The organism is Arthrobacter sp. Soil762 (assembly GCF_001428335.1).
Taxonomy (GTDB): Bacteria; Actinomycetota; Actinomycetes; order Actinomycetales; family Micrococcaceae; genus Arthrobacter.
Window position 1 is genome coordinate 152,955 of the sequence record NZ_LMSG01000012.1, and the last position, 18,130, is coordinate 171,084.

Here is an 18,130-nt window from a genome sequence, read left to right on the forward strand (position 1 = left end):
GCCTGTAGACGTGAGTACAAATCTTTCGCGCGTCTTCGTGGCCCGCCTGCTGGGTCTTGATGTCTTTGACCCCTTGGGCGACCGCCTGGGCAGGTTGCGTGATGTGGTGGTGCTCTCGCGTGGCAGCCGCGGTGCCCCGCACGTGGTGGGTATCGTCGTCGAAGTTCCCGGCAAAAAGCGCGTCTTTGTGCCGATGACACGCATTACCTCCATCGACCAGACACAGATCATCTGCACGGGCCTGGTTAACCTCCGGCGCTTTGAGCAGCGCGGCGCGGAGACGCTGGTGGTCGCGGAAATGTTCGACCGCCGCGTGACGCTCCGTGACGGCAGCGGCGACGCCACCATCGAGGACATCGCCATGGACCAGCACCGGTCCCGCGACTGGTTCGTGAGCAAGCTGTTCGTCCGCCGGGGCCACTCCCTGTCCCCGCTGAGCCGGCTGCGCCGGAACGAGACCATGATCATCGACTGGGCCGACGCCCTCCAGGGCGCCCGCACTGAACCTCAGGCAGCCACGCAGTTCGTGGCCAACCACGAGGACCTCAAACCCGCTGACTTCGCCGAGGCGCTGCAGGAAATGAGCGACAAACGCCGCTTCGAAGTGGCCAGCGAACTCCAGGATGAACGCCTGGCCGACGTGCTGCAGGAAATGCCCGAAGACGACCAGGTGGAGATCCTCTCCGCCCTCGACGTCGAACGCGCGGCGGACGTCCTGGAGGAAATGGACCCCGACGACGCCGCCGACCTCCTCGCCGAGCTCCCTTCTGCACAGGCGGAGGAGCTTCTCCGCCTCATGGAACCCGAAGGCGCCGAGGACGTCAGGCGGCTCCTCGAATACGACGAGGACACGGCCGGTGGCCTGATGACGCCTGTTCCCGTGATCCTCCCGCCGGAGGCAACTGTCGCCGAGGCACTGGCCCACGTCCGCCGCGAGGAACTCTCCCCCGCCCTCGCCTCGTCCATCTTCATCACCCGGCCCCCATTGGAAACCCCCACTGGACGGTTCCTGGGCGTTGTGCACATCCAGCAACTACTCCGCTATCCGCCGCCGGAACCCCTGGGCAACCTCGTGGACAAGAACCTTGAGCCGGTCTCCGACCAGGCCCACATCAGCGAGGTGGCGCGCACGCTCGCCACCTACAACCTGAACTGTCTTCCCGTGGTCAATGACGCCGGCCGGCTCGTGGGGGCGGTGACTGTTGATGACGTTTTGGATCATCTGTTGCCGGATGACTGGCGCGCCTATGATGGCGAAGCCCCGATAAGAAAACTGGGAGGCCGCATTGGCTGACACCGGCGCCCCCAAGAATCCCAGCAAGAAGGCGGCGGCCAAGGGCGGACTCGACACACCCCTGAGTGGCCGCCAGCGCATCCTGCCGAAGTTCTCCCCCGACCCGGATGCATTCGGCCATGCGACGGAAGGCTTCGCCCGGTTTATGGGCACGCCGCAGTTCCTGGTCTATATGACGGTCTTCGTCGTCATCTGGCTGGTCTGGAACACGTGGGCACCGGCGGAGTGGCAGTTCGATTCGCGCCTCCTGGGCTACACCCTCCTGACACTAATGCTTTCGCTGCAAGCCTCCTACGCGGCCCCGCTGCTGCTGCTGGCCCAGAACCGGCAGGACGACCGCGACCGGGTCTCCCTCCAGCAGGATCGCCAACAGGCGGCACGCAACCTGGCCGACACCGAGTACCTGACCCGGGAGCTGGCGTCGCTGAGGATCGCCCTGCGTGAGGTTGCCACCCGCGACTACGTCCGGGCCGAACTACGGACACTCCTCGAGGACATGTTGGAAGCGCAGGAGGAACTGCGGACCCACGATCCCGCCGGATCCGGCAGCCACGAGTCCCCGCGTGAGAAGGTCAAGGAAAAGCTGAAGGAAAAGCGCGACAAACAGCGGAACCCCCGCACGCAGCAGATTCCCAAGGTCAAACCCAGCCATGTCGCCAAGGACGTCGTCGCCAAGGACACGGCCGCTACCGACCCCGCAGTCCAGGACCCGGCCGTCCCCAAGCACATCCCCACCACCGAAAGCTGAGCCCCGCCCGCATGAGCGCCTCCCTGGAGCAGGCAGTCCACGCTGCGCTGGCCACCGTGATCGATCCTGAACTCCGCCGTCCCATCACGGAACTGGGCATGGTGGAGTCCGTGGATGTCGCTGCGGACGGCCGGGTCAGGCTGGCTGTCCTGCTGACCATCGCGGGCTGCCCCCTGCGCGGGACCATTACCGCAGACTCCGAGAAGGCGCTGTCCGCAGTTCCGGGCGTGACCGGCGTCGAGGTTGAACTGAAAGTGATGAACCAGGCCCAGCGGGACGCCCTGAAGGAACAGCTCCGCGGCGCCTCCGGGCAGCGCGGGATTCCGTTTAACGAGCCGGGGTCCCTGACCAAGGTGTTCGCGGTGGCAAGCGGCAAGGGTGGGGTGGGCAAGTCATCGCTGACCGTCAACCTTGCCTGCGCCCTGGCCGCCCAAGGCCTCCGTGTGGGCATTGTGGACGCCGACGTCCATGGCTTCTCGGTTCCGGCCCTGATGGGCATCACGCAGGCGCCCACCCGGGTGGATGACATGATCCTGCCGCCGGTGGCCTACGGCGTAAAAGTGATTTCCATCGGTATGTTCGTCGCCGGAAACCAGCCGGTTGCCTGGCGTGGGCCGATGCTCCACCGGGCCCTGGAACAGTTCCTGACGGACGTCTACTTCGGCGACCTCGACGCCCTGTTCCTCGACCTGCCGCCCGGCACCGGTGACATCGCGATTTCGGTGGCCCAGTTGCTGCCGAAGGCTGAGATCCTGGTGGTCACCACACCCCAGGCCGCAGCTGCCGACGTCGCCGAGCGCGCCGGTGCCATCGCCACCCAGACAGGTCAGACGGTGGCCGGCGTCATCGAGAACATGTCATACCTGGAAATGCCCGACGGCGGAAGGATGGAGCTGTTCGGAAGCGGCGGTGGGGCGGTCCTCGCCGAACGGCTCACAACGACGGTGGGCACCGATGTGCCGCTCCTGGGACAGATTCCGCTGGACATCCTGTTGCGGGAAGGCGGCGACGCCGGCGCGCCCATCGTGCTTGGCCGGCCAGAGACTCCGGCGGCCATTGCACTCACCGAAATTGCCGGAAAACTTGCTGCCAGGCCCAGGGGCCTGACGGGGATGAAGCTGGGGCTGCAGCCGCGTTAACGCAACGCTGCCCACCAGAGGCAGCGGGGCCTAGGTGGCTTCGGTGTCGAACGGCGCGGGTTCGCCCGGAGGCAGCGACTGGACTACTCGTTCCGGACGGGAGGGAGCCGCCCCGCCCTTGGCAACCGCCCCTGCACCGGCAACGGCAGCCACGGCGGCCGGAGCGCCGGCACTGACGGGTTTAGCGTCGTCGTCCAGGAGGGCTTCCTTGATGATGCGCCGCGGATCATACTGGCGGGGATCGTATTTCTTCCAGTCGACATCGTCGATGTCGATGCCCACTTCTTCCTTGATCTGCTCCCGTGCACCGGAGGCCATCCGGCGGACTTCCTTCACAAGATTCGCAAGTTTCTGGGTGTATTCGGGCAGGCGCTGGGGACCGATCACCAGGATGCCGATGATCAGCAGGAGGAAGAACTCCGGGCCGTTGATTCCAAACACTTTAGGAAGATTACCCTCTCCGGAGCCCCGCTGACGATTCCTGCCCGCCAGCGTCGCAAAGTGCCTGCATCACGGAGCCAGCATCTCCCCGAGTTTGCGGATTCCCCGCTCCAACCGGGCCCCGGGAGAGTCGTCCGCCGCGGTCACCGGGGAGGCGGCAGGCGCGGTGCTGGCACCCGCGTTAATTCCTTCTACGGCGAGGACGCTGAGCCGCTGCAGCACTGGGACGGCGTCATCGGCCTGCTCCGCCGGGAGGTCTGACTCAACAGTGAAAGTTCCTGCAGTGGTCTCCACGGTGGCCGTCCAGGGCGCCAGGCTGCTGACCAGCAGTTTCCCCCCGTTCTCACCGGAGTTCTGTTCGGAGTTGTGCTGGGCGTCCTGACCCGACTGCTGCTGGGCGTCCATGGGATGCTGTTCCACGATCGTGGCATAGTGTTGCCCATCAGTCAGGTGCATTTCCACCGCCGGCCGCCCGTCAATTGTTATGGCATTTGCGCTCCGGATGTGGAAGCCAAGTTGCTCCAGTTCCGGACAGACCCAGCCTTCAGAGCGTAGGGCCAACAACTGCGGAGCACTGATCTCCCTGCCGTCGGCCGGTAGCTGGGCCGTATGCTGCACCAGGCTCCCGTTGATGGCCGATTGGGCGACGGGCAGGCTGTCCCCCGCCAGCGCAAACGCGCTGACGGCAAGGATTCCAGCGGCTGCTGCTGTCCCACCGGCGGCAAGTGCCACGGCTCGCGCGGCCCGGTACGGGCTCGGGACTGGCTCGGCCGCGGCCGCGAGCAGCTGCGTCCTGACCAGCAGCCGGGCCGTCAGGTCCTCGCTGGCAGGCGGCACGGCCGCGTCACGGAGCCGCTCGATGTACTGGCGTTCACGCTTCAGCGCCGCTGCACATTCTGCGCAGGTCAGCACGTGGTCGGCGCCGCGGTGATGCCGGCGGCCGAAGGGGTTCTGGGGCGTCATGGTGCCGATCAGAGGATGCCGGCGATGCGCGGCAGCGAAAGCTTCGGCGTACGTCCTTGCTGTGGCCTGGGATCGCGATGGGCCAGCTTTTCGCGCAGCATGGTCCGGCCCCGGTGGATACGGGAACGGACGGTACCCAGTTTGACGCCGAGTGCAGCGGCCACTTCGTCGTAGGACAGGCCTTCCAGGTCGCAAAGCACGACGGCGGCGCGGAAGTCCGGGGGCAGCTCCTCCAAGGCAGCCTGCACATCGAGGTCCAGGTTGTTGTGTTCGAAGCTCTGTTCCGGTCCGGGTTCACGCCCGGGGATCCGGGACTCGGCGTCTTCGGCCAGCGCGTCAAACCGGATGCGGGTTTTCCGGCGCGCCTGGTCCAGGAACAGGTTGGTCGTGATGCGGTGCAGCCAGCCATCCAGTGTCCCTGGCTTGAAATTCTCCAGTGACCGGAAGACGCGGACGAACACCTCCTGGGTGAGGTCCTCGGCGTCGAACTTGTTCCCCGTCAGGCGGTACGCCAGCCGGTAGACCTTGGCGGAGTGGTTGGCCACCACTTCCTCCCAGGTGGGCCTGACCCATACAGCGGCGGAATCTTGCGTCGCAGGGACAGGCGCCATACCTGATGCTGACATCGTCCACTCCCATCGTGGATTGCTATCGCCCGGATACTGTTGACATCTCTTGTTCGGCGCCGATCACCTCACGGATGACCGGATATCCATCATTTCAAAGTTGGCTGGGAATTTCCTGACCGGGGCGGTTCTTCAGCCAGAGGCACAACGATTCCCTTCCGCGGCTGGCACCCCCGCACACAGTAGGCTGTACTAAACACTCCCCTGCCGCCCAGAAAGCGAATCACATGAGCGCCGACAAATCCACGAGCTGGTCCTATGCAGAAGATCTGCCCGCAGAGGATGAGGTTATGCTTCGTGCCAGGGAGCGCTCTTTCGAACTGGGCGTGACGCCCATCGGCGCAGGTGTTGGTGCGGTCCTGACGGTGTTGGCTGCGGGCTCGAAGGCCCAGACCGCCGTCGAAATCGGCACAGGCGCGGGTGTCTCGGGCGTATGCATCCTGCGGGGGCTCGGACCGCAGGCCGTGCTGACCACCATCGACGTGGACGTCGAACATCTGAAGGCGGCACGTGAAGCTTTTTCGGAGGCCGGAAGTCCGGCCAACCGCACCCGTACCATTTCCGGCCGCGCCGGTGATGTCCTCCCGCGCCTGACCGACTCCGCTTATGACCTGGTGTTCGTTGATGCCGACAAGCCCGGCCTGCCCGGCTACGTGGAACAGGCCGTCCGGCTCCTGAAGGCCGGCGGGCTGCTCATCATTAACGACGCACTGGACAAGGACCGCGTGGCCAACCCGGCTGTCCGGGAGTCCAACACGGTGGTGCTCCGCCAGGTGGGCAAGGCAATCCGCGACGACGACCGCTTGGCGTCCGCGATGCTTCCCACGGGCGACGGCCTGCTGGTCGCGGTTAAGAAGTAGATCCACAGCAAATAAGCCAAGGTCCGCAGCGGGTTGGCTGCGGACCTTGGCCCTGCGGGATTATTCGGCAACGCCGAACAGGATTATTCAGTCACGCCGACGAGGCATTCCTTAAGGTTGGCCGCCTCCGCAGCGTTCAGTTCCACCACAAGCCGTCCGCCGCCTTCGAGCGGTACGCGCATGATCAGGCTGCGGCCCTCTTTGGTGACTTCCATAGGGCCGTCGCCGGTGCGTGGTTTCATAGCCGCCATGAGGAATTTCCCCTCCATTTAGTCCCAGGACATATCAGCCCGGATGGGCTGTGTCCGCATGGTCAAATCAAGCCGCTATGGCGGCCCGTACTGATGCCGCCATGGCTGAACATTTCTGAATGCTTTCTGTCCCTGCTTACTTACTATTATCCCGTAATGACCCGCACGTAGCTAATCGATGGACATTTACGGCCGCGTCGGATTCCCCAATCCGCCGGCCAGGCGCCGCCCGCGATCACGGCGGATAATCGCCGCCGCCCGGAAGCTGCGCCCATGCCCACAGCCAGACGATCCACACGATCTGGAGCAGGACAAACATCGTCAGGACCGTGCCACGGTATGCCTTCGACTGGGACAAGAGCGCGGCAGCCAGGGCCAACGGGAACAGCGGGAGCAGCATCCGGAAAGTACTGGTCTGGGGGTGGAGGAACACCAGGAGGTAGCCCATGTAGCAGGCGCACCACAAGCGCAGTTCCACACCAAGCCGGACCACCGGCGGGGAGAGCAGCAGGAGCGCAAAGAGGCCCGCAAAGACGAATGGCGCCACGATCCCCAGGACGGGGCCAAAGAGGTCGACGCCGGTGTCGAACCAGGGCTTGAACGGCACCAGGTCGTGGCCGCGCCACACTGTTTCGGTTTTGGTGTACGCCTCGATGTCCCCGGTGGCGGCCCAGGCCGCTGCCGGCCACAGCAGGGCAGAGGCGCCGCACACCACGGTTAGGCCCGCCAGGGACGCCAGCTCCCCGAGGCTGTGGGTGCCCGGCCGCTCCTCGCGCCCCCGTTCGACCAGTCGCCAGAGGAAGAGAAGCCCCACCATGGCGGCAAAGGGAACGCCCACGGGTCGGGAGAGGCACAGCAGCAGGACCACCGGCATGGCAACGAAATAATGACGCCTGATGACGAGCAGCAGGGCGGTGGCCAGCAGGAGGACTGTAAGGGGCTCCGCGTACGGGACTTGGAGAATGGCGGACACCGGAAAGGTCGCGAAGAATGCCACGCCCCAAAGCGCCGCTGTGTGCGAAGCCTTGTGCCTGAACAGGCAGTACAAAACCAGTGCCGCACCCAACCCCGCCAGCATGGCGACGACCGTCAGCGCCACGGCAGGGCTGATTCCGGTCAGGTCTGCGAGCGCACGGCCCAGGGCCGGGAAGAGCGGATAGAAGGCCCACGCATTTTCCTGCACGTTGCCGGCGGCATCCGTTGGAAGCGGTGAGGGATAACCGTCCGTGATGATCCGGCCGTACCATCGCGCGTCCCAGATATTGATGAAGTTCCAGTAGTCAGGGCCGGCCGGAAACCACGGGTTGGGTCCTTGGTGCAGGGCTGCTGCCATAAAGATGCAGGCGCTGACCAGCCGGGCAGTGGCGTAGAGGGCGGCAACCTGCAGCCACCAGGGCCAGCGTTGGACCGCCCACATGGCGCGGGCGCCGAATGCGGTGATCAACGCCGTCGGGCCCGTCCGGTCCCCAGTGTCAGTGCTCAAGCGCCGGCCTCCGGGCGCGCCGCCCGTTCCGATTCCAGCAGCCGTGCCCGGAGCCTGCCCATTTCTTCGTCTTTGGCCGCGATCTGGTCCCGCAGTTCGTCGAGGACCTCGTCCACCTGATCCATCCGGTACCCACGCAGGCCGAGGGAGAAGCGGACCCGGTCGACGTCGGCCGGGGCAGCGTCCGCGGGCAGCAGCACCGGCGGAAGGTTGGCGGGCGGCTGCCCGAACCCCGGGTAGAGAATCGGATTCTCCAGGACCTCAGAGCCCGTGGCCGGTTCACTGCCCCGGCGGAGGCTGCGCAGAATGCCGCGGCGGCCACCGGCGCCTGCCCACAGGGTGGCGGCGATCAGCACGATGGCGAGGTAGACCAGGAAAAAACTCACAGCACCCATCGTGCCAGATATGGGCCGACGGCCTATTCGGGCCGTTGCTCGCCGTTGGTGGAAACCGGGGGCGTCCAGTGCAGCACCAGTTGCACTGCTTCGGCGGGATCATCCACCACCTGGATGAGGTCCAGGTCCTTTGCGGAGACCATTCCCTCGGCCACGAGGGTGCCCTTGATCCATTCGATCATCGGCCCCCAGAAGTCGACGCCGAGGAGCACGATCGGGAAGGAGGTAACCTTCCGGGTCTGGACCAGGACCATGGCTTCGAAGAGTTCATCCAATGTCCCCAGCCCACCGGGAAGAACGATGAATCCCTGGGCATATTTGACGAACATAGTCTTCCGGGCGAAGAAGTAGCGAAAGTTAATGCCGAGGTCCACCCACTGGTTCAGGCCCTGTTCGAAGGGCAATTCAATGCCCAGGCCGACGGAGACGCCGTTGCCTTCCACGGTGCCGCGGTTGGCGGCCTCCATGGAGCCCGGACCGCCGCCGGTAATGACGGCCACGCCCGCGGCTGCCAGCTTCCGGCCTACTTCCATGCCCATTTCGTAGTACGGGCTGCCGGGCTTGGTGCGCGCCGAGCCGAAGACACTGACGGCGGGCCCCAGATCGGCAAGCGCGCCGAACCCCTCGACGAACTCGCTCTGGATCCGGAGGACACGCCAGGGGTCCGAATGGACGAACTGTCCTGCGCCCTTGGTATCAAGCAAATGCTGGTCGGACATTTCCACAGCCGCCTGCTTGCGACGGAGTTCAAGGGGCCCCTTACGGCGCGGCTGGGAAGTTTTGGCCGGATCTGCGTTGATGCTCATCCCCCAAGGCTAATGCCAAGGCCAGCGTGCCTGTGGCAGGTATCTCTTGAATCACGATCCGCGCGAACTTGGCGTGATTCACCTCATAACCAGCCAATGTTCGCTAGATTCTTCTTTATGACTACTCATGTGCCCGGCGATGCGCTCGTCTCCCTGAATGGTGTGAATAAGCATTACGGTCAGTTGCACGTTTTGAAGGACATCAATCTCCACGTCCGTAAGGGCGAAGTGGTGGTGGTCATTGGCCCGTCAGGCTCAGGAAAGTCCACGTTGTGCCGTGCCATCAACCGTCTGGAAACAATCGAAGGCGGCACCATCAGCATTGATGGAAAGGTGTTGCCGGAGGAGGGGAAGGAGCTGGCCCAGCTCCGCGCCGACGTCGGGATGGTCTTTCAGTCCTTCAACCTCTTCGCGCACAAGACCATCCTTGAGAACGTGACGCTTGGTCCCATCAAAGTCAAAGGCGTTGCCAAGGCCCAGGCCGACAAGGAAGCCATGGCATTGCTGGAGCGCGTGGGCGTGGGGCACCAGGCCCCCAAACTCCCGGCGCAGCTCTCCGGCGGCCAGCAGCAACGCGTGGCCATCGCCCGCGCCCTGGCGATGAAACCAAAGGTCATGCTCTTTGATGAGCCCACCTCTGCGCTGGACCCCGAGATGATCAACGAGGTCCTTGACGTTATGATCCAGCTGGCCAAGGAAGGCATGACCATGGTTGTGGTCACGCACGAAATGGGCTTCGCCCGCAAAGCCGCCGACCGCGTGGTTTTCATGGCGGATGGCCAGATCGTGGAGGATACCAAGCCGGAAGAATTCTTCACCAACCCGAAGAGTGACCGCGCGAAGGACTTCCTGTCCAAGCTGCTCACCCACTGATTTTCCATCAACGAACACACCCTCCAGTTCGCACCCAGGCCGTGACCCGCGGCCGACCAATGAAAGGAATGTCATGAAGGCATTTATGACCCGCCGGAAGTCGTTCTTCGTGGCGGCTACTGCTGCCCTGGCGTTGTCCCTGAGCGCATGCGGCGGCACCACCCCCGGCACCACCAGCGATCCCACTGTTGCCGACAAGCCGACGTTTGCCGCCGGCACCACCATGGCCAAGTTGTCCGCCGCAGGCACCATCAAGATCGGCACAAAGTACGACCAGCCGCTCTTCGGCCAGGTGGGCCTGGACGGCAAGCCGGTGGGCTTCGACGTCGAGATGGGCAAGCTGATCGCAGCCAAGCTGGGCATCGCCGCGGACAAGATCGAATGGTCAGAGACTGTCTCAGCCAACCGCGAACCCTTCATCGAGCAGGGCAAGGTGGATATTGTCATCGCCACCTACACGATCAATGACAAGCGCAAGCAGGTTGTCAGCTTCGCGGGCCCGTACTACGAGGCCGGCCAGGCGCTGATGGTGAACAAGGACAACACGTCCATCACCAAGCCTGAAGACGTCAAGGGCAAGAAGGTCTGCTCCGTGACCGGTTCCACCCCGGCCGCGACGATCGTGGAGAAGTACGGAGCTATCCTGGCTCCGGCCCAGACGTACTCCGCCTGCCTTGAGCCGCTGCGCAACAAGCAGGTCGAAGCGATCACCACGGACAACGTGATCCTGGCCGGCTTTGTGGACAAGGAACCGGATGCCTTCAAGCTGGCGTCGGATCAGACCTTCACCAAAGAGCCGTACGGCATTGGCCTGAAGAAGGACGACACCGAGTTCCGCAACTGGATCAATGACCAGCTCGAGGCGTTTGGCAAGGACGGGTCCTACAAGAAGGCCTGGGAAGCAACTGCAGGTTCGGTCATCAAGACCGCCCCTGAACTTCCCGCCATCAAGCGCTACTAGGTAGCCACGGCGGCTTCCGGGGAATTCGTTGACCGCGTTCCCCGGAAGCCGCCAGCCTGCTTTTTGACCCCCTACTCCCAGAGCCGAAGGATCCTATGGAAGTCATCATCGAAAACCTGCCCCTTTATTGGGAAGGCCTTCTCCGCACCCTTTTCCTGTCCGTCGTCTCCGGGATCATCGCCCTTATCCTCGGAACACTCCTGGCAGCAGCCCGAGTTTCCCCCGTTGCGGCCCTCCGGGGGTTCAGCACCGTCTACGTGGAAATTCTCCGGAACACTCCACTGACCATTGCTTTCTTCTTCGCAGCGATCGTCCTGCCCCGCCTTGGCGTGACCTTCCAGCAGTTTGAGGTCGCAGCGATCATCGCCCTCAGCGCCTACACAGCGGCCTTCATTGCTGAAGCCGTCCGCTCGGGCGTTAACAGCGTCCCGCTCGGCCAGGCTGAGGCCGCGCGCAGCATCGGCATGAACTTCGGCCAGGTCCTGAATCTCATCATCCTGCCGCAGGCGCTTCGGACCGTGATCCCGCCGCTGATCAACATCCTGATTGCCCTCGTCAAGAACTCCTCCGTCGCCGGCGCGTTCTTTGTCCTGGAACTGTTCGGCTACGGCCGCCAAATGGCCAACGCCAACGGTGACCAGGTCATGGCAGTACTGCTCGGCGTAGCGTTCTTCTATCTGCTCCTCACCATTCCGCTGGGCATCCTTGCCAGCACGGTGGAACGAAAGGTGGCGATTGCCCGATGACTTCAGTCCTCTACGACGTTCCCGGCCCCAAAGCGCGCCGGGTCTCGCTGATCGGTTCCGTGGTTGGAACCGTGCTGATCCTGGGACTCCTGGCATGGATTGGCATGACTCTCGCCCAGCAGGGCATTTTTGAAGGTCGCCGCTGGGCGATCTTCACCCGGGGCGACGTCTGGACGCTGCTCGCCAATGGACTCGGTGCAACGCTCACCGCCGCCGCCCTCGCCGCAGTGATCGCGTTTCCCCTCGGCCTGATGTTCTGCCTGCTGCGCATCTCGCTGGTCGCCTGGATCCGGATTCCCGCCCGCGTGGTCCTGGAGTTCCTGCGCGGCATGCCGGTTGTGCTAATGATGCTCTTCGTCCTGCTGGTGTTCGGGACGAGTTCCTTCGTCGCAGTGGTGGCCGGGCTCGTCCTCTACAACACCGCTATCTTCGCGGAGATCATCCGGGCCGGCATCCAATCACTGCCGAAGGGACAGCGGGAGGCGGGCCTGACCATCGGCCTGACCAGCTTCCAGTCCCGGATGCTCATCGAACTGCCGCAGGCTGTCCGCCGTATGATGCCGTCGCTGGTTGCCCAACTCGTGGTGCTCCTGAAGGACACCTCCCTGGGCTACATCGTGGCATACGGTGAACTTCTGCGCGCAGTGCAGGTCATGGCGGACTTCCTCGGGAACGCGTTCCTGTTCCCCATCTTCTTTGTGGCTGCAGCCATCTACATTGTGATCAACATCTGCGTTTCCCGGCTCGCAATCTGGATCGAGCGCCGCGGTTCCAAGAAGGCGGCAGGCGGTGTTGCGCCGGCGCCAACCGCCGTGGTCGCACCGGAGCTACCGGACGTAACGGAACGTAAATAGCAGCACGCGCTCACACGCAAAAGGTCCGGAACCCTTCAAGGGGTTCCGGACCTTTTTGCTGGACGATTTCTCGTCGAATTCGCTGGATCGCGGGAGCTACGCCGCGAGCCAACTCCGAAGCGCCCGCAGGCACTCCCGGATGGCGTCGGCGTCGACGTGCTCGTTGTCCTTATGGGCCAGCAGCGGATCGCCGGGGCCGAAGTTCACTGCCGGGATCCCCAGTTCACTGAAACGCGCGACGTCGGTCCAGCCGTATTTCGGTTTCGGCTCGGCTCCGACGGCGGCCACGAAGGACGCGGCGGCCGGGTGGTTCAGTCCCGGGCGCGCACCGGCGGCGGCATCCGTGCGGACCACAGCGAAGCCCGCCAACAGTTCGCGCACATGCGCCTCCGCCTGGTCCGGCGTCTTGTCGGGGGCGAAGCGGTAGTTGATTTCCACGACGCAGCGGTCCGGGATGACGTTGCCGGCCGTGCCGCCATTGATCTTCACGGCGTTGAGGCTCTCGCGGTAGTCGAGGCCGTCCACGTTGATGGTCTGCGGCTCGTAGGCTGCCAGCCGGGCCAGGATGGGTGCCGCCGCGTGGATGGCGTTGCTGCCCATCCACGCACGGGCAGAGTGTGCTGCCTCGCCCAGCGTCGTGGCCTCAAAACGGCTGGTGCCGTTGCAGCCACCCTCGACGGTGCCGTGGGTCGGCTCCAGGAGGATGGCGAAATCGCCGCCCAGGAGGCTGCCGTGGTTGCGGACCAGCCGGCCCAGTCCGCTCTTGACCGCTTCCACTTCCTCATGGTCGTAGAACACGAAGGTGACGTCCCGCTGGGGCGCCGCGCCGCCGTCGAACATTGTGGCCGCCAGCGCGAGCTGCACGGCGATGCCGCCCTTCATGTCCGTGGCCCCGCGTCCGTAGAGCACGCCCTCTCCGGGGACACCAGAATCCCAGGTGGACGGGACGGTTCCGCGCGCGCCTTCAGTAACCGGCAGCGGCACTGTGTCCAGGTGTCCGGCGAGGATGACGCGTTCCGCCCTGCCGAGTTCCGTGCGCGCGATGATGGCGTCACCGTCGCGGACCACATGGAGTTCCGGGACGGCCCGCAGCGCCACTTCGACAGCGTCCGCCAGTTCCGTCTCGTTCCCGGACACGCTGTTGATGTCCATGATGGCAGCGGTGAGCACGGAGACGTCCTGGCGGAGGTCCAAAGGCACGGTGATCGATTCAGGGGCGGTTTCGGCAGTCACGTTGCCAGTCTAGTTCGAACCCGGTGCCCGCCTCTCGCTAGACTGGGGCCATGACTGAGACCGCTACCTCCGCCGCGCCCAAAGACCAGAACGCAACTTCCGAAGCCCGCTCCGCCTACGGCTTCGGCTTGGCAACCATCGCCACTGCCGGCGAAGCCACCGTCCTTGACGTCTGGTTCCCCGCGCCTGCCCTGGGTGTTGCGGCCGAAAACCTGCGCGCCGTGGAGAATGCCGACGAAACACTGGGCCAGCTCGCCGCAAGCGGCACCGACGCGGACCGCGGGACCGAGCAGAAGGTGGTCTTCGTCCAGATCAACCTCGATGAAGCCCCGGCCGACACCGCCGACGCATACCTCCGGTTGCACCTGCTCTCCCACCGGCTGGTCCGGCCCAACACCATCAACCTGGACGGCATCTTCGGCAAGCTCCCCAACGTGGTGTGGACCAACTTCGGCCCCGCCGCGGTGGAAGGCTTCGAACTGACCCGCGCCAAACTTCGCCGCCGTGGCGCCGTGACCGTCTACGGCGTGGACAAGTTCCCCCGCATGGTGGACTACGTGGTGCCCACCGGTGTCCGGATCGCCGACGCCGACCGCGTCCGCCTCGGTGCCCACCTCGCCGAAGGCACCACCGTGATGCACGAAGGCTTTGTGAACTTCAACGCCGGCACCCTGGGCGCTTCCATGGTGGAAGGCCGCATTTCGGCCGGCGTCGTCGCCGGCGACGGCAGCGACGTGGGAGGCGGCGCGTCGATCATGGGCACACTCTCCGGGGGCGGCAAGGAAAAGATCGTCATCGGTGAGCGCGTCCTGCTGGGCGCCAACTCCGGCGTCGGCATCAGTGTCGGCGATGACTCCGTGGTGGAGGCAGGCCTCTACGTCACCGCTGGAACCCGTGTGCTCGTTCCCGGGCCCAAGGACGAGAATGGCGAGGACACCGCCAAGATCGTGAAGGCAGCCGAGCTGTCCGGCGTCGCCAACCTCCTGTTCCGGCGCAACTCCACCACCGGGGCCGTCGAGGCACTGCCGCGCAAGGGCCAGACGGTGGAACTCAACGACGCCCTCCACGCCAACTGACCCCGTCCGTGGCACGTGGACGCAGTTTCGTTCGCCCCACCGTGCTGCTGCTTACCCTGGCGCTGGCGGGCGCCGGCATCTACACGGCGGTCTCTTTCCTGCAGCGCTCCGAAACTCTGGTCGCGGAGCGCTGCACGGCCGCCGTCGGAACCCAGAGCGCGGAGCTTGCAACGGACCAGGCGGTGAATGCCTCACTGATCACAGCAGTGGCGGTGCAGCGTGGGCTGCCTCCCCGGGCAGCCAGCATCGCCCTTGCCACCGCCATGCAGGAATCCAAGCTGCGCAACATCGCCCATGGCGACCAGGCCGGCCCTGACTCCCGCGGACTCTTCCAGCAACGTCCCTCGCAGGGGTGGGGAACCGAGGCCCAGGTGATGGACCCGTACTACGCTGCCAATGCTTTCTACGATGCCCTGGTCAAGCTTCCCGGCTACGAGTCCTTGGAAATTACCGACGCCGCCCAGCGTGTCCAGCGCTCGGCCTACCCCCTCGCGTACGCCCAACACGAAAATATGGGCCGGTCCTTTGCGTCCGGCCTGACCGGCCAAGCGCCCGCCTCCGTGCTGTGCACTTTGCGCGCCCCGCAGGAACCGGGCATCCCCGCCGCCGTCGAGTCCGAGCTAGCCCAAGCGTACGGGCCGCTCGCCATCACCACGGAGAATGATTCGCTCGTGGTGGCAGCTGACGGCACCCAGGCCTGGTCCGTGGCGCAGTGGGCAGTTGCCAACGCCAAGGGCCTGGAGGTGACGCGCGTGGATGTTGCCGGCCGGAGCTGGGACCGTGGGGATCAGGGCGGCTGGCAGGAATCCAACGCGCCCGCGGGACAGGTCCGCATTACCGTGGCACCGGCCGGCACCGGCAACTGACTGCCCGGCAGCTGATTGCCAGGGTGTCGATGCCCGCATGCTGGGTGCCCTGATGCTGACTGCCCGGGGTGCTGACCGCGGCCTCAGACCAGGATGTCCACCACGGGCTGGACGTAGCTGCGGAAGAGCTCGGGCGCGGACATGAGGTTATGGCTCATGATGATCTTGTCCGGCTCCACGTACCACGCCCGCTGTTCGTTCAGCGGAAGTTCGATGATGGTCAGGGTGAAGTCCCGTGACCCCCGGCCCACCTCCATGAGACGGTCATCCACCATGTCGCCCAACAGCTGGTCCGAGCCGCTGGCCACCCGTTCGGCTTCCAGCCTGACGTACTCGCTGCGGCGCTCCCGTGCCCAGGTCAGGGCTGACCCGAAATGTGCCTGCAGGACCCGCTGGAGGGCCGGGGAATTTCCGAATTCCCCAAAGTCCGGCGGGGACAGCTCCGGTGACGTCTGGGGGTGTGCCTTCAGCAGCTGCTCCCACCAGGCTTCCCATTCCGTCTTGAGCGCACTCTGGCCGCCGACGTCGGCGGTGAGGTGGGAGTGGTCTGCATGGCGGATCTTTGGCGCTGCATGCGACAGCGCGGGGTGGCCGGCGCCGTCGAGTCCTGCCGCGTCACGGACAAAGAGCGCGATCATCAGAGGCCCGGACGTGTCCGTGGTGATCTGCCAGCCGGAACCACCTGTGTGATGCATCCCTACTCCTCCTGTGGCCTGCCTGCACCGGCCTTACCAGCCGGTTCCGCTCCCCCGGCTCCCAGTCTATTCCCGATGCCACCGGACGGTAATGTCAGGCGGCCAGGCTCTTCAGGTGCCGGTCCAGGACGTCATGGCACATTTGTGCCGTCATCCAGGCGGGCTGCAGGAGGGCGTGCATGCACAGCCCGTCCAGCGTAGCCAGCAGCCTCTCCGCCTCGACCGCCAGCGACTGCTGCCCGTCGCCGTCGTCCGTTACCAGGGCGGTGATGACCTGCCCGACGACGGCCGCCACCTCCCGGTGGCTCCGATCGGCCTCGGCCGCGAGGAAGGGACGGATCCTGGCCGCGTTCTTGAAGGCCATCCACACACAGGCGTCCACGGCCCGTTCCTCGTCTAGCGGCAGAAATTCACTCAGCAGGACTAAAACCGCCTCACGATGCGGGCCGGTCCCGGGTTCGCTGGCGGCCATAGCCGGTAATGCCGCGGTGAGCCGGCCCGTGATCCGGTCCACAACCGCGGCAAAGGAATGGCTGAGCAGTTCTTCGCTGCCGGCAAAGTAGTGCCGGACGGAGCCCACGGCGAGGCCGGCTTCGTCTGCCACCTCCCGCAGTGACGCACGCTCGAGGCCGTCGACGGCGATGATCCTGAAGACTGCTTCAACGATTACTGCGCGCCGGGCTTCGGCATCAACAATTTTAGGCACCCTCATTATTTAGCACACCTGTGCTTAAATCCACGCATCCGCGGAATTGGGATAGCGTGGGGGCATGAAAATTCTGGTCACAGGTGGCACCGGGTACATCGGTTCGCACACAGTCTTGTCCCTGCAGGAAGCCGGCCACGATGTGGTGGTGATCGATAACCTGGTGAACTCCAGCGAGGAGTCACTGCGCCGGGTATCCGAACTCAGCGGCAAGACCGCCGAATTCCACAAGGTGGACCTGGTGGACGAAGCCGCAGTGGAAGGCGTCTTTGCCACCCACACGATCGACGCCGTAATCCACTTTGCCGGGCTCAAAGCCGTGGGCGAGTCGGTCCGCGAACCGCTCAAGTACTACTACAACAACCTTGTGGGCACGCTGAACCTGATCCGGGTGATGGACCGCCACGACGTCCGCTCCATCGTGTTCAGCTCCTCCGCCACCGTGTACGGCGAGCACAATCCCATCCCCTATGTGGAAAAGATGGAGATCGGCGCCAACAACCCTTACGGCCGCACCAAGGAACAGATCGAGGACATCCTCGCAGACCTGGGCGCCGCTGACACGCGTTGGCACATTGCCCTGCTGCGCTACTTCAACCCGGTGGGTGCGCACCCGTCCGGCCGCATCGGCGAGGACCCGCAGGGCATCCCCAACAACCTGGTGCCCTTCATCGCCCAGGTGGCCGTTGGACGCCGCGACAAGCTCATGGTGTTCGGCGGCGACTACGACACCCCTGACGGCACTTGCCTGCGGGACTACATCCACGTCGTCGACCTCGCCGAAGGCCACGTGGCAGCCCTCAACCACGTGGCGGACCGCTCAGGCGTCTACCGCTGGAACCTTGGCTCCGGGAAGGGCTCCTCCGTGCTGGAGGTCCTGCGGTCCTTCGAGAAGGCCGTGGGCCAGCCCATCCCCTACGAGATCACCGGACGCCGCGCGGGCGACCTCCCGGCCTTCTGGGCCGACGCCACCTCCGCCCTGGCCGACCTGAGCTGGTCCACCACGAAGACCGTGGACCAGATGTGCGAGGACCACTGGCGCTGGCAGAAGAACAACCCCCTCGGCTACGACTCCTAGCATCGATTGCTCCGTAAGGGCCCTTCAGGACGCTCA

The 18,130-nt window shown here is 65.0% G+C and carries 21 protein-coding genes; 11 read left to right on the forward strand and 10 right to left on the reverse strand.

The window, feature by feature from the left end:
- Positions 1–10 precede the first annotated feature (10 nt).
- From ASG77_RS08720 to ASG77_RS08730, 3 genes are read left to right on the forward strand one after another with little or no spacing between them, the layout of a single operon-like run.
- Positions 11–1,294 carry a magnesium transporter MgtE N-terminal domain-containing protein gene (locus ASG77_RS08720; RefSeq protein WP_056343970.1) on the forward strand — a complete coding sequence of 428 codons (1,284 nt, stop codon included), beginning with the start codon at positions 11–13 and terminating at the stop codon, positions 1,292–1,294.
- Entirely contained in the window at positions 1,287–2,042 is a 756-nt protein-coding gene (locus ASG77_RS08725) for a DUF1003 domain-containing protein (protein WP_056343973.1), read from the forward strand. Before ASG77_RS08720 ends, ASG77_RS08725 begins: the two co-directional genes overlap by 8 nt.
- An 11-nt stretch (positions 2,043–2,053) precedes the next feature.
- Entirely contained in the window at positions 2,054–3,181 is a 1,128-nt protein-coding gene (locus ASG77_RS08730; RefSeq protein WP_056343976.1) for an Mrp/NBP35 family ATP-binding protein, read from the forward strand.
- Between the two features lie 30 nt (positions 3,182–3,211).
- On the opposite strand, the gene ASG77_RS08735 is transcribed toward ASG77_RS08730, so the two are convergent.
- From ASG77_RS08735 to sigE, 3 genes are all read right to left on the reverse strand, one after another.
- Positions 3,212–3,622, reverse strand: a complete 411-nt coding sequence (locus tag ASG77_RS08735) for a hypothetical protein (RefSeq protein ID WP_056343979.1) — start codon at positions 3,620–3,622, stop codon at positions 3,212–3,214.
- Positions 3,623–3,691: 69 nt separating this feature from the next.
- Entirely contained in the window at positions 3,692–4,585 is an 894-nt protein-coding gene (locus ASG77_RS08740) for an anti-sigma factor (protein WP_200950717.1), read from the reverse strand.
- 8 nt (positions 4,586–4,593) lie between these two features.
- Positions 4,594–5,211: an RNA polymerase sigma factor SigE gene (gene sigE, locus ASG77_RS08745; RefSeq protein WP_056343982.1), complete on the reverse strand. Its 618-nt coding sequence runs from the start codon at positions 5,209–5,211 to the stop codon at positions 4,594–4,596.
- Positions 5,212–5,438: 227 nt separating this feature from the next.
- Here sigE and ASG77_RS08750 point away from each other — a divergent pair, with 227 nt between their 5' ends.
- Entirely contained in the window at positions 5,439–6,071 is a 633-nt protein-coding gene (locus ASG77_RS08750; RefSeq protein WP_056343985.1) for an O-methyltransferase, read from the forward strand.
- Between the two features lie 83 nt (positions 6,072–6,154).
- Here ASG77_RS08750 and ASG77_RS21255 read toward each other — a convergent pair whose 3' ends face one another.
- The 4 genes from ASG77_RS21255 to ASG77_RS08765 form a co-directional block, all read right to left on the reverse strand.
- On the reverse strand, positions 6,155–6,322 hold the full coding sequence (locus ASG77_RS21255) for a DUF3117 domain-containing protein (protein ID WP_009357720.1): 168 nt from the start codon (positions 6,320–6,322) through the stop codon (positions 6,155–6,157).
- A 235-nt stretch (positions 6,323–6,557) separates the two neighbouring features.
- Positions 6,558–7,739, reverse strand: coding sequence for a hypothetical protein (locus ASG77_RS08755; RefSeq protein WP_056345120.1), 1,182 nt, complete (start codon positions 7,737–7,739; stop codon positions 6,558–6,560).
- A gap of 62 nt (positions 7,740–7,801) precedes the next feature.
- Positions 7,802–8,200, reverse strand: coding sequence for a DivIVA domain-containing protein (locus ASG77_RS08760; RefSeq protein ID WP_056343988.1), 399 nt, complete (start codon positions 8,198–8,200; stop codon positions 7,802–7,804).
- A 23-nt stretch (positions 8,201–8,223) separates the two neighbouring features.
- On the reverse strand, positions 8,224–9,006 hold the full coding sequence (locus ASG77_RS08765; RefSeq protein WP_056343990.1) for a TIGR00730 family Rossman fold protein: 783 nt from the start codon (positions 9,004–9,006) through the stop codon (positions 8,224–8,226).
- Between the two features lie 117 nt (positions 9,007–9,123).
- Here ASG77_RS08765 and ASG77_RS08770 point away from each other — a divergent pair, with 117 nt between their 5' ends.
- The 4 genes from ASG77_RS08770 (at position 9,124) to ASG77_RS08785 (ending at position 12,440) form a co-directional block, all read left to right on the forward strand.
- On the forward strand, positions 9,124–9,879 hold the full coding sequence (locus tag ASG77_RS08770; protein WP_056343993.1) for an amino acid ABC transporter ATP-binding protein: 756 nt from the start codon (positions 9,124–9,126) through the stop codon (positions 9,877–9,879).
- 73 nt (positions 9,880–9,952) lie between these two features.
- On the forward strand, positions 9,953–10,840 hold the full coding sequence (locus ASG77_RS08775; protein ID WP_056343994.1) for a glutamate ABC transporter substrate-binding protein: 888 nt from the start codon (positions 9,953–9,955) through the stop codon (positions 10,838–10,840).
- 95 nt (positions 10,841–10,935) lie between these two features.
- Positions 10,936–11,586: an amino acid ABC transporter permease gene (locus ASG77_RS08780; RefSeq protein WP_056343998.1), complete on the forward strand. Its 651-nt coding sequence runs from the start codon at positions 10,936–10,938 to the stop codon at positions 11,584–11,586.
- Complete coding sequence (locus tag ASG77_RS08785) at positions 11,583–12,440, forward strand: amino acid ABC transporter permease (RefSeq protein WP_056344002.1); 858 nt, start codon at positions 11,583–11,585, stop codon at positions 12,438–12,440. Before ASG77_RS08780 ends, ASG77_RS08785 begins: the two co-directional genes overlap by 4 nt.
- Before the next feature lie 96 nt (positions 12,441–12,536).
- Here ASG77_RS08785 and dapE read toward each other — a convergent pair whose 3' ends face one another.
- Positions 12,537–13,673, reverse strand: coding sequence for a succinyl-diaminopimelate desuccinylase (gene dapE / locus ASG77_RS08790; RefSeq protein ID WP_056344005.1), 1,137 nt, complete (start codon positions 13,671–13,673; stop codon positions 12,537–12,539).
- A gap of 50 nt (positions 13,674–13,723) precedes the next feature.
- Here dapE and dapD point away from each other — a divergent pair, with 50 nt between their 5' ends.
- Complete coding sequence (dapD, locus tag ASG77_RS08795) at positions 13,724–14,749, forward strand: 2,3,4,5-tetrahydropyridine-2,6-dicarboxylate N-succinyltransferase (protein ID WP_056344007.1); 1,026 nt, start codon at positions 13,724–13,726, stop codon at positions 14,747–14,749.
- An 8-nt stretch (positions 14,750–14,757) separates the two neighbouring features.
- Positions 14,758–15,615 carry a hypothetical protein gene (locus ASG77_RS08800; protein ID WP_056344009.1) on the forward strand — a complete coding sequence of 286 codons (858 nt, stop codon included), beginning with the start codon at positions 14,758–14,760 and terminating at the stop codon, positions 15,613–15,615.
- A gap of 83 nt (positions 15,616–15,698) precedes the next feature.
- Here the strand turns inward: ASG77_RS08800 and ASG77_RS08805 are convergent, their stop codons facing one another.
- Positions 15,699–16,310: a hypothetical protein gene (locus ASG77_RS08805; RefSeq protein ID WP_056344011.1), complete on the reverse strand. Its 612-nt coding sequence runs from the start codon at positions 16,308–16,310 to the stop codon at positions 15,699–15,701.
- A 94-nt stretch (positions 16,311–16,404) separates the two neighbouring features.
- Complete coding sequence (locus ASG77_RS08810) at positions 16,405–17,016, reverse strand: TetR/AcrR family transcriptional regulator (RefSeq protein WP_056344014.1); 612 nt, start codon at positions 17,014–17,016, stop codon at positions 16,405–16,407.
- A gap of 64 nt (positions 17,017–17,080) precedes the next feature.
- Between ASG77_RS08810 and galE the strand changes: the two genes are divergently transcribed.
- Positions 17,081–18,094, forward strand: a complete 1,014-nt coding sequence (galE, locus tag ASG77_RS08815; RefSeq protein ID WP_056344018.1) for a UDP-glucose 4-epimerase GalE — start codon at positions 17,081–17,083, stop codon at positions 18,092–18,094.
- Positions 18,095–18,130 lie beyond the last annotated feature (36 nt).

Excerpts from the sequence above, each read along its gene's own strand:
- ASG77_RS08730 (WP_056343976.1), top strand. The coding sequence starts at position 2,054 with ATGAGCGCCTCCCTGGAGCAGGCAGTCCACGCTGCGCTGGCCACCGTG.
- ASG77_RS08740 (WP_200950717.1), bottom strand. The coding sequence starts at position 4,585 with ATGACGCCCCAGAACCCCTTCGGCCGCCGGCATCACCGCGGCGCCGAC.
- sigE (WP_056343982.1), bottom strand. The coding sequence starts at position 5,211 with ATGTCAGCATCAGGTATGGCGCCTGTCCCTGCGACGCAAGATTCCGCC.
- ASG77_RS08750 (WP_056343985.1), top strand. The coding sequence starts at position 5,439 with ATGAGCGCCGACAAATCCACGAGCTGGTCCTATGCAGAAGATCTGCCC.
- ASG77_RS21255 (WP_009357720.1), bottom strand. The coding sequence starts at position 6,322 with ATGGCGGCTATGAAACCACGCACCGGCGACGGCCCTATGGAAGTCACC.
- ASG77_RS08755 (WP_056345120.1), bottom strand. The coding sequence starts at position 7,739 with ATGTGGGCGGTCCAACGCTGGCCCTGGTGGCTGCAGGTTGCCGCCCTC.
- ASG77_RS08760 (WP_056343988.1), bottom strand. The coding sequence starts at position 8,200 with ATGGGTGCTGTGAGTTTTTTCCTGGTCTACCTCGCCATCGTGCTGATC.
- ASG77_RS08765 (WP_056343990.1), bottom strand. The coding sequence starts at position 9,006 with ATGAGCATCAACGCAGATCCGGCCAAAACTTCCCAGCCGCGCCGTAAG.
- ASG77_RS08770 (WP_056343993.1), top strand. The coding sequence starts at position 9,124 with ATGACTACTCATGTGCCCGGCGATGCGCTCGTCTCCCTGAATGGTGTG.
- ASG77_RS08775 (WP_056343994.1), top strand. The coding sequence starts at position 9,953 with ATGAAGGCATTTATGACCCGCCGGAAGTCGTTCTTCGTGGCGGCTACT.
- ASG77_RS08780 (WP_056343998.1), top strand. The coding sequence starts at position 10,936 with ATGGAAGTCATCATCGAAAACCTGCCCCTTTATTGGGAAGGCCTTCTC.
- ASG77_RS08785 (WP_056344002.1), top strand. The coding sequence starts at position 11,583 with ATGACTTCAGTCCTCTACGACGTTCCCGGCCCCAAAGCGCGCCGGGTC.
- dapD (WP_056344007.1), top strand. The coding sequence starts at position 13,724 with ATGACTGAGACCGCTACCTCCGCCGCGCCCAAAGACCAGAACGCAACT.
- ASG77_RS08805 (WP_056344011.1), bottom strand. The coding sequence starts at position 16,310 with ATGCATCACACAGGTGGTTCCGGCTGGCAGATCACCACGGACACGTCC.
- galE (WP_056344018.1), top strand. The coding sequence starts at position 17,081 with ATGAAAATTCTGGTCACAGGTGGCACCGGGTACATCGGTTCGCACACA.